At 71.0% G+C, this 15187-nt stretch carries 15 protein-coding genes; 10 read left to right on the top strand and 5 right to left on the bottom strand.

What is annotated here, in order from left to right; genetic code table 11:
• Positions 1-36: 36 nt before the first annotated feature.
• A complete protein-coding gene (locus H4696_RS34335) occupies positions 37-1206 on the top strand; it encodes a sensor histidine kinase (RefSeq protein ID WP_420831573.1) in 1170 nt (389 codons plus the stop codon).
• On the top strand, positions 1203-1859 hold the full coding sequence (locus H4696_RS34330; protein ID WP_086856519.1) for a response regulator: 657 nt from the start codon (positions 1203-1205) through the stop codon (positions 1857-1859). Before H4696_RS34335 ends, H4696_RS34330 begins: the two co-directional genes overlap by 4 nt.
• 17 nt (positions 1860-1876) lie before the next feature.
• Here H4696_RS34330 and H4696_RS34325 read toward each other — a convergent pair whose 3' ends face one another.
• From H4696_RS34325 to H4696_RS34315, 3 genes are all read right to left on the bottom strand, one after another.
• The gene (locus H4696_RS34325; protein WP_249026850.1) at positions 1877-2740 is read right to left on the bottom strand and encodes an endonuclease domain-containing protein; all 864 of its coding nucleotides are present in this window, start codon (positions 2738-2740) and stop codon (positions 1877-1879) included.
• 229 nt (positions 2741-2969) lie between these two features.
• Positions 2970-3881, bottom strand: a complete 912-nt coding sequence (locus H4696_RS34320; RefSeq protein ID WP_086856518.1) for an SDR family NAD(P)-dependent oxidoreductase — start codon at positions 3879-3881, stop codon at positions 2970-2972.
• The gene (locus tag H4696_RS34315) at positions 3878-4465 is read right to left on the bottom strand and encodes a TetR/AcrR family transcriptional regulator (RefSeq protein ID WP_086856517.1); all 588 of its coding nucleotides are present in this window, start codon (positions 4463-4465) and stop codon (positions 3878-3880) included. The genes H4696_RS34320 and H4696_RS34315 overlap by 4 nt, the downstream gene beginning before the upstream one ends.
• Before the next feature lie 197 nt (positions 4466-4662).
• On the opposite strand from H4696_RS34315, the gene H4696_RS34310 reads away from it, so the two are divergent.
• From H4696_RS34310 to trmB, 6 genes are all read left to right on the top strand, one after another.
• On the top strand, positions 4663-5601 hold the full coding sequence (locus tag H4696_RS34310) for an ABC transporter ATP-binding protein (RefSeq protein ID WP_086856516.1): 939 nt from the start codon (positions 4663-4665) through the stop codon (positions 5599-5601).
• Between the two features lie 17 nt (positions 5602-5618).
• Entirely contained in the window at positions 5619-6368 is a 750-nt protein-coding gene (locus tag H4696_RS34305; protein WP_086856515.1) for an ABC transporter permease, read from the top strand.
• A gap of 100 nt (positions 6369-6468) precedes the next feature.
• Complete coding sequence (locus H4696_RS34300; RefSeq protein ID WP_086856514.1) at positions 6469-7383, top strand: ATP-binding cassette domain-containing protein; 915 nt, start codon at positions 6469-6471, stop codon at positions 7381-7383.
• On the top strand, positions 7380-8135 hold the full coding sequence (locus tag H4696_RS34295) for a hypothetical protein (RefSeq protein ID WP_086856513.1): 756 nt from the start codon (positions 7380-7382) through the stop codon (positions 8133-8135). Before H4696_RS34300 ends, H4696_RS34295 begins: the two co-directional genes overlap by 4 nt.
• A 178-nt stretch (positions 8136-8313) precedes the next feature.
• The gene (locus H4696_RS34290; protein WP_169734822.1) at positions 8314-8865 is read left to right on the top strand and encodes a hypothetical protein; all 552 of its coding nucleotides are present in this window, start codon (positions 8314-8316) and stop codon (positions 8863-8865) included.
• Between the two features lie 9 nt (positions 8866-8874).
• On the top strand, positions 8875-9570 hold the full coding sequence (trmB, locus tag H4696_RS34285) for a tRNA (guanosine(46)-N7)-methyltransferase TrmB (protein ID WP_086856511.1): 696 nt from the start codon (positions 8875-8877) through the stop codon (positions 9568-9570).
• A 39-nt stretch (positions 9571-9609) separates the two neighbouring features.
• Here the strand turns inward: trmB and H4696_RS34280 are convergent, their stop codons facing one another.
• Both H4696_RS34280 and H4696_RS34275 read right to left on the bottom strand, forming a co-directional pair.
• Positions 9610-11859: an ABC transporter permease gene (locus H4696_RS34280; protein WP_086856510.1), complete on the bottom strand. Its 2250-nt coding sequence runs from the start codon at positions 11857-11859 to the stop codon at positions 9610-9612.
• Complete coding sequence (locus H4696_RS34275; RefSeq protein WP_086856530.1) at positions 11856-12557, bottom strand: ABC transporter ATP-binding protein; 702 nt, start codon at positions 12555-12557, stop codon at positions 11856-11858. Before H4696_RS34275 ends, H4696_RS34280 begins: the two co-directional genes overlap by 4 nt.
• 173 nt (positions 12558-12730) lie before the next feature.
• Between H4696_RS34275 and H4696_RS34270 the strand changes: the two genes are divergently transcribed.
• Complete coding sequence (locus tag H4696_RS34270; protein WP_086856509.1) at positions 12731-14518, top strand: sensor histidine kinase; 1788 nt, start codon at positions 12731-12733, stop codon at positions 14516-14518.
• A complete protein-coding gene (locus tag H4696_RS34265; protein ID WP_086856508.1) occupies positions 14515-15168 on the top strand; it encodes a response regulator in 654 nt (217 codons plus the stop codon). Before H4696_RS34270 ends, H4696_RS34265 begins: the two co-directional genes overlap by 4 nt.
• The last annotated feature ends 19 nt before the right edge of the window (positions 15169-15187 follow it).

Genomic DNA, 15187 nt, shown 5'->3' with positions numbered 1-15187 from the left:
ACCTAGTGTTGTCTGGTGCGACGGCTGAGCCTCTGGATGCGTGCCCACCCCATGGCGGGCGACACGGTGCTGGCCGTCCTGCTCGGCCTGATCGACATGCTGCTCTTCGTCGCCGACGGCCTGGCCGACATCGCCGAGCTGCCGCCCTGGTACATCGCCGTGCCGGTGAACATCGCGATGGTGCTGCCGCTGGTGTTCCGGCGGAAGTCGCCGCTGTGGTCGGCCTACGTCGTGCTGGTGATCAGCGTCGTGCACGCGACGCTGCAGCTCGGCGTCGCCAGCGTCGCCGGCCTTGCGATGAGCATCTACTCCGTCGTCGTCTACGCCGGGCGGCGGCAGGGGCTGGTGTTCGTCGGCGCGGTGGTCGTCTCGTCGGCCCTGCAGCTGGCGCTGGAGCAGACGGACGAGCTGGTCATCTCGGTGCTGTTCCTCGCGTTCGGCATCGCCCTGTGCTGGACGCTCGGCGAGTTCGTCGGGGCCCGGCGCGCCTACGACGTGGAAGTGGAGGCCAGGTTGCACCTGCTCGAGACCGAACGGGACCAGGCCACCCGGATCGCGGTGGCGGAGGAGCGCGGCCGGATCGCGCGCGAGCTGCACGACGTCGTCGCGCACGCGGTGAGCGTGATGGTGGTGCAGGCCGACGGCGCGTCCTACGCGATCGAGAGCAACCCCGACCTCGCCCGGCGGGCCCTGCAAACGATTTCCGAGACCGGCCGCGGCGCGCTCGGCGAGCTGCGGCGCCTGCTCGACGTGCTGCGCAGCGACGACGCGGACGGCGAGCCGCGCGTCCCGCAGCCGGACGCGCACGCCCTCGCCGAGCTGGCCGAGCGGATGCGGGCCGCCGGCGTGCCGGTGGAGCTGGAGACGAACGAGCTCGGCGATCTGCCGGCGGGCGTCTCGCTGGGGATCTACCGGATCGTCCAGGAGTCGCTGACCAACACGCTCAAGCACGCCGGCCGCGGCGCGACGGCGTCGGTGCGGGTGCACCGGACCGGCGACCTGGTCGAGGTGCTGGTGTCCGACGACGGCGCGGGCCGCGTCCCGCAGCTCGCCGCGAGCGGTGCTTCGCAACGCCTGCCGGGCGGCAACGGCTTGATCGGCATGCGCGAACGCGCGCACGTGTACGGCGGGACCCTGGACGTGGGCCCGGCTCCGGGTGGTGGGTGGCAGGTCCGCGCGGCCCTGCCGGTTAGGTTGGACAAGTGATCCGTGTGGTGGTCGTCGACGACCAGGAACTGATGCGCGTCGGCTTCCGGATGGTGCTCGGCGCGCAGGCCGACATCGACGTCGTCGGCGAGGCGGGCGACGGCGCACAGGCGATCGCGATGGCCGAGGAACTGCGCCCCGACGTCGTGCTGATGGACGTCCGGATGCCGGTCCTCGACGGCGTCGAGGCGACCAAGCGGATCGTCGCGGCCGGCACCGCGCGGGTGCTCGTGATGACGACGTTCGACCTCGACGAGTACGTCTACGCGGCGCTGCAGGGCGGGGCGAGCGGGTTCCTGCTCAAGGACACCCAGCCCGGCCACCTCGTGTCGGCGCTGCGGGCGGTGGCTTCGGGCGACGCGGTGGTGTCGCCGTCGGTGACCCGGCGGCTGCTGGACCGCTTCGTCGGCTCCGGTGGCACGCCGATGCGGGACACCGCGGAGCTGGACGTGCTGACCGATCGCGAGCGCGAAGTGCTCGTGCTGATCGCCAAGGGCATGTCGAACCTGGAGATCGCGGAGGCGCTGTTCCTTTCCGAAGCGACGGTGAAGACGCACGTCGGGCGGATCCTGGCGAAGCTGGAGCTGCGAGACCGGGTGCAGGCCGTGGTACTGGCCTACGAAACCGGCCTCGCCCGCCCCGGCCTCGCCTGACGGAAGCTGCACTTTCCCTAGGAAAGATGCGCGCGGAGGCCCTCCGCGCGCATCTTTCCTAGGGAAAGTGACGATCGGACGGTCGCGACCACTCGCTTCGGATCGCCGTACAAGTCGGCCTTGGTGACGATCACGAAGCGCCATCCCTCGGCCTCGATCGCGGCGCGGCGCTGCGCGTCGAGGCGCGGCTGGATGCCGTCGAGATGCCACTCGCCGTCGTACTCGACAGCCAGCTTCTGCACCGGAAATGCCAGGTCGAGGCGACCGAGGAAGCTGCCTGACGCCGCTACGACGTCAACCTGGACCTCTGGCTTGAGCCCGGCGACCGTGAGCCACACCCGCAGCTCGGACTCGGGCACACTCTCCGAGCGCGCATTGACCAGCGCGACCGCCTTCCTGGCCCGCACCATTCCGTTGTCACGGCGCGGGCCGAGATAGCGGTGCAGCTCGGCCAGGTCGACGAGCCCGCTGCCGAGGAGGACGTCGAGGTAGCCGACGGTCCGGGGAAGCGAACGATGCAGCCTGGTGTTCGTGGCGATGTCCAATGCGAGCCGCAGAGGCGTGGCGAGCTGGCTGTCACCCCACGGTTCGCTGTCGATCACCCGGCTGGTCCGCCGGATGTGCAGTCCGGCCTGCCGGTCGAACTTCAGGTTCTCGGGCACGACGAATTCGACCAAGTCCTGCGGACCGACCAGGTCGAGACCCCAGATGGCCGCTGCCGAGCACCCGGTCAGGACAGCTCTGCTCGGTGCGAGCAGAGCAGCGGCCCGACACCGCATCGCGTGCGTGACTTCGGTCGTCGAGGCGACGTAGACGTTCCGAAACAAGCGGGTGAACGACGGAGACCGCAAGTCGCACAACGTCAACGCCTCTTCGGCCACGGCGTGGCTCCCGATGAAGGGCTCGGCGAAGTCGACCAGGTCACTGCTACGAAGTCGGAACACCCACCAAACCTGCGTCACACGACCGACAACCAGTCCCGTTGGAGATCAACTACGGCCCGTTTGTCCACATCCCCCGAAATCCCTCCACAACCCTGCATCTTTCCTAGGGAAAGTGCCGTCTTAGAGCCCCAGAGGCGGCTCTTTCACAGAGAAAGTGGCGGGTCGCCTAGCGGAAGGTGTCCGGTGGGGTGGTTGCTGGGTCCTTGCCCGCGTTGCGGACTTCGGTGATCCAGCGGCCGAAGTCGGGGCGGTCGCCGTCGATGTCCGTGTAGCCGTACTCCTTCATCAGCGTCCACGAGGCCAGGGTTTGGCCGGCGAAGCGGGACGCGGAGGGGTCTTGCGCGAGGGCGGCGACGCCGCGGGCCAGCAGGTACGGCGTCTCGGAGATCTTGAAGTCGACCGGGGCGAGCTTGCCGACCGCGTCGCGCCAGTTGTCCTCGGTGACCTCGAAGTGGTCGAGCATCGACTCCGAGCGCAGGAAGCCCGGGGTCACCGCGAGGCCGACGCAGTCGTTCTTCTTCAGCTCCTCGCCCAGCGCCCGGCCGAGCGCGCGGATGCCGCACTTGGCCAGGTAATACGGCAGGCCCGCGCCGACGTAGTCGTCGTTGTCGCCGTCGGTGACCTCGAGAACCAGGCCGCGGCGGGCGACCACCAGCGGCAGCAGCCTGTGCAGCGCGATGAGGTGCGTGTCCAGCGCGTTGTGCGTCAGGGTCAGCGCGTCTTCCAGCGGCGTCTCCCAGAAGGGCGCGTCGAAGTGGAAGTACATGTCGCCGCCCCAGACGTCGTCGACCAGGATGTCGATTCCGTCCACTTCGGACTCGATGCGGGCTTTCAGAGCGTCCACATCGGACACCGAGGTGAAGTCGCAGCGGACGACGACCGCGCGACCGCCCGCCGCTTCCACCAGTTCGCCCGTCTCTTCGATCGTCTCCGGGCGCTTCATCGGTGACGTCGTTTCGCGCGTCGTGCGGCCGGTGACGTACACCGTCGCGCCCGCGCGGCCCAGCTCCACCGCGATCGCTCGGCCACAACCCCGGGTCGCTCCGGTGACCACCGCGACCTTGCCCTGCAAACTCATGCGTCCTCCCGTCCCCGCCACGCGGTCAGCACCGCGTCGACGTCCTCCGCCAGCCGGTCGGCCAGCCGCCCGTGCGGCCGGATCGACCAGTCGATCGACACCCCGTTGATCACGCCGAGCACCGCGCGCGCGGCCCGCGGCACGCTCGGCGCGTGCGGCAGCGAGGGAGCCGCCGCCCGCACGAGCCGCCGCAGTTCTTCCTCGACCGCCGTGAAGTGCTCGCCCAGCAGCGACCGCAGCACCGGGTCGCCGATGTCCACGCCGAGCTGGCCCAGGTGGTTCGCCGCCTCTTCGGCGTCGCCGAGCACCGCGTAGACCGACACCGCCGCGGCGCGCAGGCCGTCGACCGGGTCGGCCGCCCGCTCGGCGTGCTCCCGCATCTGCTCGACCGCCCGCCGCGTGGCCCGCCGGCTCATCGCCTGCAGCAGGCCGCTCTTCGAGCCGAACCGCTGCGCGACCGTGCCGACCGAGACACCCGCCTCCGCGGCCACCTGCGCCAGCGTGAAACCGGGGCCACAGCGGCCGATCACGGTCTCCGCCGCACCCAGCAGCCGCTCGTCGGTGATGCTCCTCGGCCGGGCCACCCAGTTATTGAACCACAATTCATTAATCACCGCGAATCAGGGTCACCTCAGGGTCATCACGGATCGCGCATCGGCCGAAGAGCCAGCAAGGTACTACTCAGGTAGGGGGAGCGGTTAGGCCTGCAGGGTGACGCGCGAACCGCCCCCGACCCGCGACGATGAACGCGTCGTAAGCGAGGGGCGGAAGAGGAGCAGTCATGATCGAGGCAACCGGCCTCACCAAGCGGTACGGAAAGACACTGGCGGTGAACAACCTGTCGTTCTCCGTGGCCGCGGGTCAGGTCACCGGCTTCCTCGGCCCGAACGGGGCGGGCAAGTCCACCACCATGCGCATGATCCTGGGCCTGGACAACCCCACGGGTGGTCAGGTCACCATCGGGGGCAAGAAGTACCACGACCTCAAGGAGCCGCTGCGCACCGTCGGCGCGCTGCTCGACGCGAAGTGGGTGCACCCGAACCGCTCGGCGCGCGCCCACCTGCTGTGGATGGCGAAGTCCAACCGCATCCCGAACGCCCGCGTCGACGAGGTGCTCGACACCGTCGGCCTCACCAGCGTCGCGAACAAGCGCGCCGGCGGGTTCTCGCTCGGCATGTCGCAGCGGCTCGGCATCGCGGCCGCCCTGCTCGGCGACCCCGAGGTGCTGCTGTTCGACGAGCCGGTGAACGGCCTGGACCCCGAGGGCATCCTCTGGATCCGGAAGTTCATGCACCGGCTGGCCGAGGAAGGCCGCACCGTGTTCGTGTCGAGCCACCTGCTTTCGGAGATGGCGCTGACCGCGAGCAACCTCGTGGTGATCGGCCGGGGGCAGCTGATTTCGCAGTCGTCGACCCAGGACTTCGTCGCTCGCGCCGCCGAAAACACGGTGAAGGTGCGTTCGCCGCAGCTGGCCGAGCTCCGGGACGCCCTGCAGCGCGCCAGCGCGGGGGTCGTCGAAGAAGCGAACGCGCTCGTGGTGTCCGGGATGGACAGCGACAAGATCGGCGAGATCGCCGCCGCCAACCGGATCGTCCTGCACGAGCTGAGCCCGCAGACCGGCTCGCTGGAGCAGGCCTTCATGCAGATCACCGGCGACTCCGTCGAGTACCACACCGGCCTCGACGCCGAGGCGCAGCACGTGCTCGAGTCCGCCAAGTAAACGGGGAAACCAAGACCATGAACCTGCTCGCGGTAGAACGCATCAAGCTGTTCTCCACCCGCTCGCCGTGGTGGTGCGCGCTCATCACCCTGGCCCTGTCCATCGGCTTCGCGGCCATCCTGGCCGGCGCGACCGACTCGGCCGACTCGCTGTCGGTCTCCGCCACCCAGTTCGGCGCTTCCCAGTTCGGCATCGCCGTCGTCATGGTGCTCGCGGCCCTCGCCGTGACCACCGAATACCGCTTCAACACCATCCGCACGACGTTCCAGGCGGTGCCGCACCGCTCGCCGGCGCTGATCGCCAAGGCCGTCATCGTCGGCCTGCTGGGGCTGGTCCTCGGCGAGATCGCCGCCTTCGGGGCGTGGGGCCTCGGCGTGCTGATGCGGCCCAACGACAACCTCGGCCTGCACACGACGCAGGACTGGCTGAACGTCGCCGGCATCGGGCCGGTCTTCGCGCTCAGCGCCGTGCTCGCGGTCGCCGTCGGCATCCTGATCCGGCACAGCGCGGGCGCCATCGCGCTGCTGCTCATCTACTACTTGGCCGTGGAAGAGCTGGTGCAGCTGATCCCGAAGATCGGGCACACCATCCACGAGTGGCTGCCGTTCAACGTGGCCAACAAGTTCCTCCGCGGCTCGGAGCTGGTCAACGGCCCGGCGCCGTCGGACTCGCCGCTGAGCGCGGGGTGGGCGCTGGCGTACTTCGCCGGCATCGCGATCGTGTTCCTGCTCGTCGCGCTCGGGGTCGCGAAGAAGCGGGACGCCTAGGGGGTACAAGGGGAAAACACCGGATCCGGGTCGCGCTGTCGGGGGGCGACCCGGATCCGGTGTTTCGCAGTAGGCTCCCGGTGACGGGACGGGGGAGCACATGATCGAAGCGAAGGCGCTGACCAAGCGGTACGGCACGACGACCGCGGTCGACGAGCTGACGTTCACCGCGCGGTCCGGCCGGGTCACCGGGTTCCTCGGGCCGAACGGCGCCGGCAAGTCCACGACCATGCGGCTGGTCCTCGGCCTCGACACCCCCGACGCGGGCACAGTGCTCGTCGACGGCGTCCCGTACCGCAAGCTGAAAGATCCACTTCGGACGGTCGGCGCGATGCTGGACGCCACCTGGCGCCACCCCGGCCGCAGCGGGCGCGACCACCTGCGCTGGCTGGCCGCCACCAACGGCATCGGCGACAAGCGCGTCGAAGAGGTGCTCGCGCTGGTCGGGCTGACCAGCGTCGGCAAGACCCGCGTCCTGCAGTACTCCCTCGGCATGCAGCAGCGGCTCGGCATCGCCGCCGCGATGCTCGGCGACCCGCGTGTGCTGATGTTCGACGAGCCGGTAAACGGCCTCGACCCGGAGGGCATGGCCTGGATCCGGCAGCTGCTGCACGCGCTGGCCGCCGAGGGCCGGACCGTGTTCGTGTCCAGCCACCTGCTGCCCGAGATGGCGCAGACCGCGCAGGACCTCGTGGTGATCGGCCGCGGCCGGCTCATCTACCAGGGCACGATGGACGAGTTCGTCGCGCGGACGAGCGAACACGGCGTGCGCGTGCGCACCCCGCACGCCGACGAGCTGCGGGCCGCGCTCACCGGGCAGGCCGAGTTCACCGAAACCGGCGGCGCCTTCGTGGTGTCCGGAATGGACAGTGACCGGATCGGGCAGCTCGCCTTCGACGCGGGCGCGACACTGCACGAGCTGAGCCCGATCACCGGCTCGCTGGAGCAGGCCTACCTCGACCTCACCCGCGAATCCGTCGAGTTCGCGGGCCCGGCTTCGGAGGCGTCCCGATGATCACCAACCTCCTCCGCGCCGAGCGCATCAAGCTCTTCAGCACCCGGGCGCCCTGGTGGTGCCTGGCGATCGCGTTCGTCGCGCCGCTCGGCTTCACCGCGCTGTTCTTCGCGCTGGCCGGGCCGGAGATCCCGGCGACGGTCGGCAACACCCAGCTCGCGAGCGGCAACGGCCGGACCGTGCTGCTCGTCCTCGCGATCCTCGCGACGGCGTCGGAGTTCAACTGGGGCACCATGCGGCTGACCTTCCAGGCGGTGCCGAGCCGGGTGCCCGCGCTGCTGGCGAAGCTCGCGGTCCTCGCCGCGCTCGGCGCGGTGCTCGGGCTGGTCGTCGGCTTCGGCTCGTGGGGGCTGGCGTCGCTCGTGCAGCCGGACGCCGACCTCGCGCTGCACTCGGCCGCGGACTGGCGCGCGGTGCTCGGCCAGAGCCTGGTGTTCCTGTTCACCGCGGTGGCCGGCGTCGGCGTCGCGCTCCTGCTGCGCAGCGTCGCCTTCGGGCTGACCGTGGTGCTGGTGTGGACCCAGGTGCTCGAGGGCCTGGTGATCCTCATCCCGGGCGCCGGACGGCACATCTACCAGTGGATGCCGTTCCACGCCGCCGACGAGTTCGTCGGGGCGGGCGGGTTCGCCGCCGGGCCGCTGCAGCTGCCGTCCGCGCCGCTCGGCCCGTGGGGCTACCTCGGTTACTTCGCGGCGATCACCGTTGCCCTGTTCGTGGCCGGTGTCCTTGTCACGGCACGGCGTGATGCCTGAGCGTGACCGTGGTCTCAATACCTCAAAAACCTTTGTTAAAAGAAGATGAAACGGCTGTGGCTTCTCTCACAGCCACCGGACATACTGCTATGACCAGGCAATATTCGTAAGAGAGAACATGCCGGACCCGTCTGAGCTCCCCTGGAGGTGATCCTTGACGGTGGACACCGGTCAAGAATTGGGCAGTACGATTCCGCGAGCCCGCGTCGAAGACGACGCTCCCCGGCTCGAACCCATGCTGGACCTCGAATGGTCGCGGGCGATCGAGCTCCCGCAGGCCGCCATGACGGCCACGTCGCCCGCCGAACTCCGCCGGGCGTGGGTGCACCGCGCGCCCGAAGACACCGTCCTGGCCCTGTTCCGCGCTTCCGCCGGGATGGCGGGGCCGATCCCGGCGCCGTGGTGGCTCCGCGCGATGGCGGACGGGAAGCTGGATTCGCGGGAACAGGGTTTCCGCGTCGAAGACCGCATCGCCCAGCTCCTCGGCAGGCGCCCGGGCTGGGAATTCGTCCCGTGGGCGGCGGACGGCGAATCCGGCTACTGGGAGTTCATGCCGTCCGAACGCGGGAAATCGGGACACGCGATTCCCACGACGGTGATGAACACCGACCGGCACCCGGGCTGGATCGACGTCCTGCCGGCGCACACCGGCCGGACACCGGCCCCGCTCGCGATCGCCGGACTGGCGGGGCTGCGGTCTCGTCTCGGGGAGCTCGAAGCCGTTCGTTAACCTCGCTGGGTGGAGAACCAGGACCAGCCCCGGCTGCGCAGCGTCGTCAGTTACGTGAAGCGCGGTGGCCGGATGACCGTCGGGCAGCAGCGAGCGTGGGACGAACTGTGGCCGGAGATCGGCCGCACGGTCGGTGAGCTGCCCGACGGAAAGCTGGACTTCACCGAGTGGTTCGGCCGTGAGGCGCCGGTGATGCTGGAGATCGGCTCCGGCATGGGCGAGACGACGTCGCAGCTGGCCGCCGCGGCGCCGGAGCTGAACTACGTCGCGGCCGAGGTCTACGACCCGGGCCTCGGCCAGCTGATGCTGCGCGCCGAGAAGCTGGGCGTCGAGAACCTGCGGCTGCTGCACGGCGACGCCGTCGTGCTGCTGACCGAGCACGTCGAGCCGGACACGCTGCACGGCGTCCGGCTGTTCTTCCCGGACCCGTGGCCGAAGAAGAAGCACCACAAGCGGCGGATCGTGTCGCCGTCGTTCGCCGCGCTCGTGGCGTCGCGGCTGGCGCCCGGCGGCACCTTCCACATGGCGACCGACTGGGAGAACTACGCCGAGCAGATGCTCGAGGTCTGCTCCGCCGAGCCCGCGTTGAAAAACCGGTACGACGGCTGGGCGCCGCGGCCCGAGTGGCGGCCGGTGACCAAGTTCGAACAGCGCGCGGACGTCGAAGGCCGCGTCTCACACGACTTGATCTTCGAAAAGCGGTAGGAGTTCGCCCCTCCCCCGACAGAGGGGCGAACGTCCTCCCTATTCGTCGGCCAGCGGCTCGGCCTGGACCCGCTTGAGAGCGGGGGTGCAGACCGACGCGCCGAGCAGGGCCACGCCGACGCCGAGCACGACCGGCGCCAGCAGCCACGGGCTGAGCACGATGCCCCGCTCGTCGACCATGCTGTAGAGCCCAACACCGACCAGTACCCCGACGATTCCCGCGCCGATGGTGGCGACCAGCGCCGGCAGCGCGGCCTCCATCCGCAGCGCCCTCGCCAGCACCCGGACCGGCGTGCCGGCCGCCATCAGCGCCCCGAAGGTGCGGCGGCGGTCCATCACCGAACCCGCGGTCGCGACCGCGGCGCTGCAGCCGGCCAGGATCCCGGCGGCGAGCAGCCCGATCACCGTGACCCGGCGCAGGTCGCCGAGCTCGGTCTGCTGGTTGAACAGGTACTGGTCCCGGCTGCCGATCTCCTCGCCGGCGGCCGGACCGGCCAGCGCCGTGCGGACGATCTCGCGGTTCGCGTCGGTCGTCGGCGCGACCACGGTGACGTACTTCGGCGTGAAGCCGTCCGGCAGCGCGGCCGGGTCGATGATCGACGTGCTCGACAGGTCCGAGTCGGGCAGGTGGATCGCTTCCGCCCGCGTCCCCGACTTGACCGGCGTCGCCTGCCCCTCCCAGGTGTCGGCGAGCTGGTACTGCGCCAGGTCGAGCGCCGAGTCACCGAAGACGGCCGGCCCGCCCGTGCAGTTGTCGGCGGTGAGCCCGAACCGGGTCAGCTTGACCGCGTCGGCGCAGCTCATCACCAGCGCGCGGTGGCCCGTGCGGTTGTTCCCCTCGCCCTTGACCAGGTAGACCTCGCCGACCGCGACCGCCTTGTCGGCCTGCCCGTACTTCCGCAGGGACGCGTTGGCCTGGTCGACGATCTTGCCCGCGTGGTGGCTGTCCGTGTCGACGTAGAGCACCGAGTCGACGAAGGACCGCCCGCCGCCGGCCATCGACTCGAACGTCGGCAGCAGCGTCAGCGCCATCGAGCCGGCGAACACCGCGAGCACGATCCCGGCGGACGCGCGGTAGGCGCCCTTCGGGTCGTCACGCAGGCGACGGCCGGCGAGCAGCGCGGACGGGCGCCGCCAGATCCGGACGAACGTGCCGCCGACCGCCGAGGTCACCCACGGCCCGACGATCGCGGCCGAGCCGACCAGGAAGAACAGGCCCGCCATGACCAGCCCGATGCCGCCGAAGTCCTTCGCCGTCGTCACCGCGACGAGGAAGAACAGCCCGGCCGCGGGCAGCGCCAGCAGGCGCCACCAGCGCAGCGGCTTCTTCGTGTGGCCACCGGTCGCGAACAGCGGGTTCTTCAGCACGCGGCGCAGGCCGAGGACGCCGGCCAGCACCACGAGCACCGGGATGGCCACGACGATGAACACCGTCAGGCCGACCGGCAGCGTGAAGTCGGCCGCGAGCCAGGTGCCACCCGCCCACGGGACGAACGACGCGAGGCCGTGCAGCGCCGGGCTGATCAGCAGGCCGAGCAGGGCGCCGATGCCGGCGGACAACGTCGTCTCGGCGGCCACCATGTTCGTGACCTGCCCCGGGGTCGCGCCGGCCAGCCGGATCGCGGCGAGCCGCCGTTCCCGCCGGGCCGCGGTCAGCCGCGCCGACGACGCCACCAGCACCAGGCTCGGCACCAGCAGCACGATGATCCCGACCCAGGACAGCAGCATGAGCAGGGCGTCCGCGCTCGCCTTCCCGGCGGGGAAGCCGGGCACCTGGTTGGCGCTCTCCGGCATCGCGTCCGCGGTGTGCCCGCTGAGCGCGACGAGCTGTTCCGGGAAGCGGAGGCCGTCCTCGCCGAGGGCGCCGACGGGCTTGCCGAACCGGTCGCCGAGCTGGTCGGCCGGGTGCCCCTGGAGGAGCCGGCCGAGCGCGGGCGACACGACGGTCTCGCCCGGTCCCGGCAGCTGCGGCACGCCCGCCGGCAGCTGGACGCCCGCCGCGGTCGCGCCCGGCGGCAGTGCGACGTCGACGCGGGTGATCTGCTGCCCGTCGAAGTAGTCCTTCGAAGAGCTGAACAGCAGCTTGACCGGCGCGTCGGTCGCGCGGCTGTAGAAGTGCTCGCCCTGCCAGAGGGCGCGTTGCTCGCGGTTCTGCGTGGCGAACGGCAGCGTCGCCAGCAGCAGCACCAGCCCGGTCGCGACGGCCACCCCGATCGCGGTGAGGATCGCCGACGTCCGGGTCCGCCGGTCGATCCGCAACACCCGCAGGGCGATCTGGAGCGAGTTCACGCCGCCTGCCTCGTCGCGATCAGCCCGTCGCGGATGGCGACGGTCTTCGGCATCGACTCGGCCAGCTCGCGGTCGTGCGTCACCACGATCACCGCGGCGCCCGTTTCGTGGGCGGCGCCGAGCAGGGCGTCCATCGTCTCGCGGCCGGTGCGCGTGTCGAGCGCGCCGGTCGGCTCGTCGGCGAAGATCACCTTCGGCCGGTGGGTCAGCGCCCGCGCGATCGCGACGCGCTGGGCTTCGCCGCCGGACAGCTCGCCGGGGCGGCGCTTCTCCTTGCCGGCCAGCCCGAGCCGGGAGAGCCACTGGCGGCCGGCGTCGATGGCCTCCTTGCGGCCGAGCCCGGCCAGCAGCGACGGCAGCGCGACGTTCTCTTCGGCCGAAAGCTCCGCGACCAGCATCCCCGACTGGAAGACGAAGCCGAACTCGGTGCGGCGCAGCTCGCTGCGCTTCTTCTCGCCGAGGTGGTCGATCCGCTGCCCGGCCAGGAAGATCTGCCCGTCGTCGGCACGCAGGATGCCGGCCAGCACGTGCAGCAGCGACGTCTTGCCCGAGCCGGACGGGCCGACGATGGCGACGGCGTCCCGCGGCTGGATGTCGATGTCGATGCCGGCGAGGGCGTACTGCGCGCCGTAGCGCTTCACCAGCCCACGGCCGGACAGCACCGGTCCGCCGGTCCACTGTGGAGTGTTCGGGTCCACGAGGTTCTCCCTGTCGGTTCGGATCTTGGTGCCGATGAGCTTCGCCGAAACCACGCGGTGTCCACTTCGGGCAGACGGCCAGTCACGGCCCGGCCCGCATCGGCCGATCGGCCGAGGGAGCACGGGCCGGTCGGCCAAGGTGCGAACGCGGCCGGATCCTCTAACGTCACGTTGTGACCGCCGCGCCCCCGCCGAAAACGCTGTACACCCGCGCCGCCGCCCTGGTGCGGCGCATCGGCGTGCCCACGGCCGTCCTCTTCGCCGCCCTGCTCTTCGACATCGTCTACACGACCCAGGCCGCCCTCGACGACAACGGCCCGCGGTTCGTCGACTTCGGGCTGCTGCCCGGTTTCTTCGCGATGACGGCGTGCGCGGTGTGGGCCCAGAAGCGCGCGGCCGTCGCCGGCGTGGCCGGTGGCGGGGTGCTGGTGTTCTCCACCCTCTTCATCCACGCGTTCCACATCCCGCCGTACTCCAGCGTGCTGCCGAAGATCGCCATCACCGAAGTCGTGGCCGGGGTGCTGATGGTCTTCTACGTCACCCGGCGGGCGCGGGCGGGCGTGGCGTTCTGCGTGGTCAGCTTCCTGGTCGTCGGCGGCCTGGTCGCCCTGTTCGGCCGGTATCGCGGGGTCGACGACATCGACGGCGGCACCGCGACCCAGGGGCTGGTGTTCGGCCTGCTGCTGCTCGTCGGGCCGGTCGTGCCGGCCATCACGCTCCGGGACCGCCGGCCGAAGGCCGATCCGCGGACGCGGAAGCTGTGGCGGGCGAACGAGCTGGCCATGGGGCAGTGGCCGCTGATCGGGCTGCTCGGCTTCGCGCTGCTGTTCGAGTTCGGCTACACGTATTCGAGCAACGCCCGCGGCTTCCCGATCCTGTTCTGCTCGCTCGTCGCGGCCGTGATCGCGGTGCTGTCGCCGCGGCGGCCGGCGGACGCGCTGCTCGGCATCTCCGGGATCCTGCTGGTGTCCGCGGTCGTCACGCCGTTCCTGCACCTGCGCGACGACTACCCGATGCCGGGCGGCGTGCCGTTCGTGCAGGTCATCGCCGCGATGGGCGTGATCGTGAACGTGACCCGCGCCCGCGGGCTGAGCCAGTCCTGGCCGCGGATCGGCGTCCTGTCGGCGGTCGTCGCGCTCGGCACGATCCTCAACTCGAACCGGCGCGCGGCCCTGCAGAGCGACCCGCAGACCCTGTCGCTACTGGCCTTCGCGGCCGCGCTGCTGCTCGGCATCTCGATCGCCGTCGGCCTGATGCTGCGCTCGCGGGACTCCGAGCGCACCACGGTCGTCCAGTCCGCGGTGGCCGACGCGCAGACGGCCGAGCGGATGGCGCTGGCGCGCGAGCTGCACGACGTCGTCGCCCACCACGTCACCGGCATCGTCGTGCAGGCCCAGGCCGCGCGGATGATGGCCGAGCGGAAGCCGGAGGTCGCCGTCGAGGCGATGGCCCGGATCGAGAACGCCGGCGTCGAGGCGCTCGCGGCGATGCGGCGGCTGGTCCGCTCGATGCGCGGGGACGCCCCGGCCGGGTCGAGCGAGTTCAGCGAGCAGGCCACCACGGACCTCGGCGCCGACCTACGGAAACTGGTCGACAGCGCCAACCATGGCGTGCCGACGTCGATGCACCTCGACCTGCCGCCGGACCTGCCGCACGAGGTCGGCCGCTCGGCGCTGCGGCTGGTGCAGGAGTCGCTGACGAACGTCGGCAAGCACGCGTCCGGCGCGACCGAGGCGTTCGTCGTGGCCGAGGTGCAGGGTCCCGAACTGCACCTGCGGGTGACGGACGACGGACGCGAGCCGAGCCACCGGCCGGCCGGTGGCTCGGGCGGCTACGGTCTGGTCGGGATGCGCGAACGCGTCGCGTTGCTCAAAGGACGGCTGTCGGCCGGGCGCGGCCCGGACGGCGGCTGGCGGGTCGAAGCGTGGCTGCCGCTGGCCGCCGGGGAAGGGGACGAGTGATCCGGGTACTGATCGCCGACGACCAGGAAATGGTGCGGATGGGTTTCCGCATGATCCTGGACGCGCAGGACGACATCGAGGTCGTCGCCGACGTAGCGGACGGCGTCTCGGCGGTGTCGAAGGCCCGCGAGCTGCGCCCGGACGTCTGCCTGCTCGACATCCGCATGCCCGGCCTCGATGGGCTGGAGGTCACCCGCCAGCTGGCCGGGCCGGACGTCAGCGATCCCTTGAAGGTCGTCGTGGTCACCACGTTCGACCTCGACGAGTACGTCCACACGGCGCTGCGCAACGGCGCCCACGGCTTCCTGCTGAAGGACGCGGGCCCGGCACTGCTGATCGAGGCGGTCCGCGCGGCCGACCGCGGCGACGCGCTGGTCTCGCCGCAGATCACCATCCGGCTGCTCAAGCACTTCGACGGGGGCGGCGCGGCGAAGGCGCAGGTGGCTCCGCCGTCGGAGCCGCTGACCGCGCGGGAGATGGACGTCGTGCAGGCGGCCGCGCGGGGGCTGACGAACACCGAGATCGGGTCGGAGCTGTTCCTGTCGCTGTCCACGGTGAAGACGCACCTGGCGTCGGTGCAGGGCAAGATCGGCGCGCGCAACCGCGTCGAGATCGCGGCGTGGGCGTGGCGGAGTGGAGTCGTGTCGTAATCCAGGGTGCGTAGTATCC

The sequence above is a fragment of the Amycolatopsis lexingtonensis genome, assembly GCF_014873755.1.
GTDB lineage: Bacteria > Actinomycetota > Actinomycetes > Mycobacteriales > Pseudonocardiaceae > Amycolatopsis > Amycolatopsis lexingtonensis.
The sequence above is the reverse complement of the archived record's forward strand: the minus strand, read 5'-3'. Positions and strand labels throughout refer to the sequence as shown.

What these genes read in the sequence shown, in the direction of transcription:
- H4696_RS34335 (WP_420831573.1), top strand. Translation starts at nt 37, where the DNA reads ATGCGTGCCCACCCCATGGCGGGCGACACGGTGCTGGCCGTCCTGCTC.
- H4696_RS34295 (WP_086856513.1), top strand. Translation starts at nt 7,380, where the DNA reads ATGATCACCAACCTCCTCCGCGCCGAGCGCATCAAGCTCTTCAGCACC.
- H4696_RS34305 (WP_086856515.1), top strand. Translation starts at nt 5,619, where the DNA reads ATGAACCTGCTCGCGGTAGAACGCATCAAGCTGTTCTCCACCCGCTCG.
- H4696_RS34310 (WP_086856516.1), top strand. Translation starts at nt 4,663, where the DNA reads ATGATCGAGGCAACCGGCCTCACCAAGCGGTACGGAAAGACACTGGCG.
- H4696_RS34320 (WP_086856518.1), bottom strand. Translation starts at nt 3,881, where the DNA reads ATGAGTTTGCAGGGCAAGGTCGCGGTGGTCACCGGAGCGACCCGGGGT.
- H4696_RS34300 (WP_086856514.1), top strand. Translation starts at nt 6,469, where the DNA reads ATGATCGAAGCGAAGGCGCTGACCAAGCGGTACGGCACGACGACCGCG.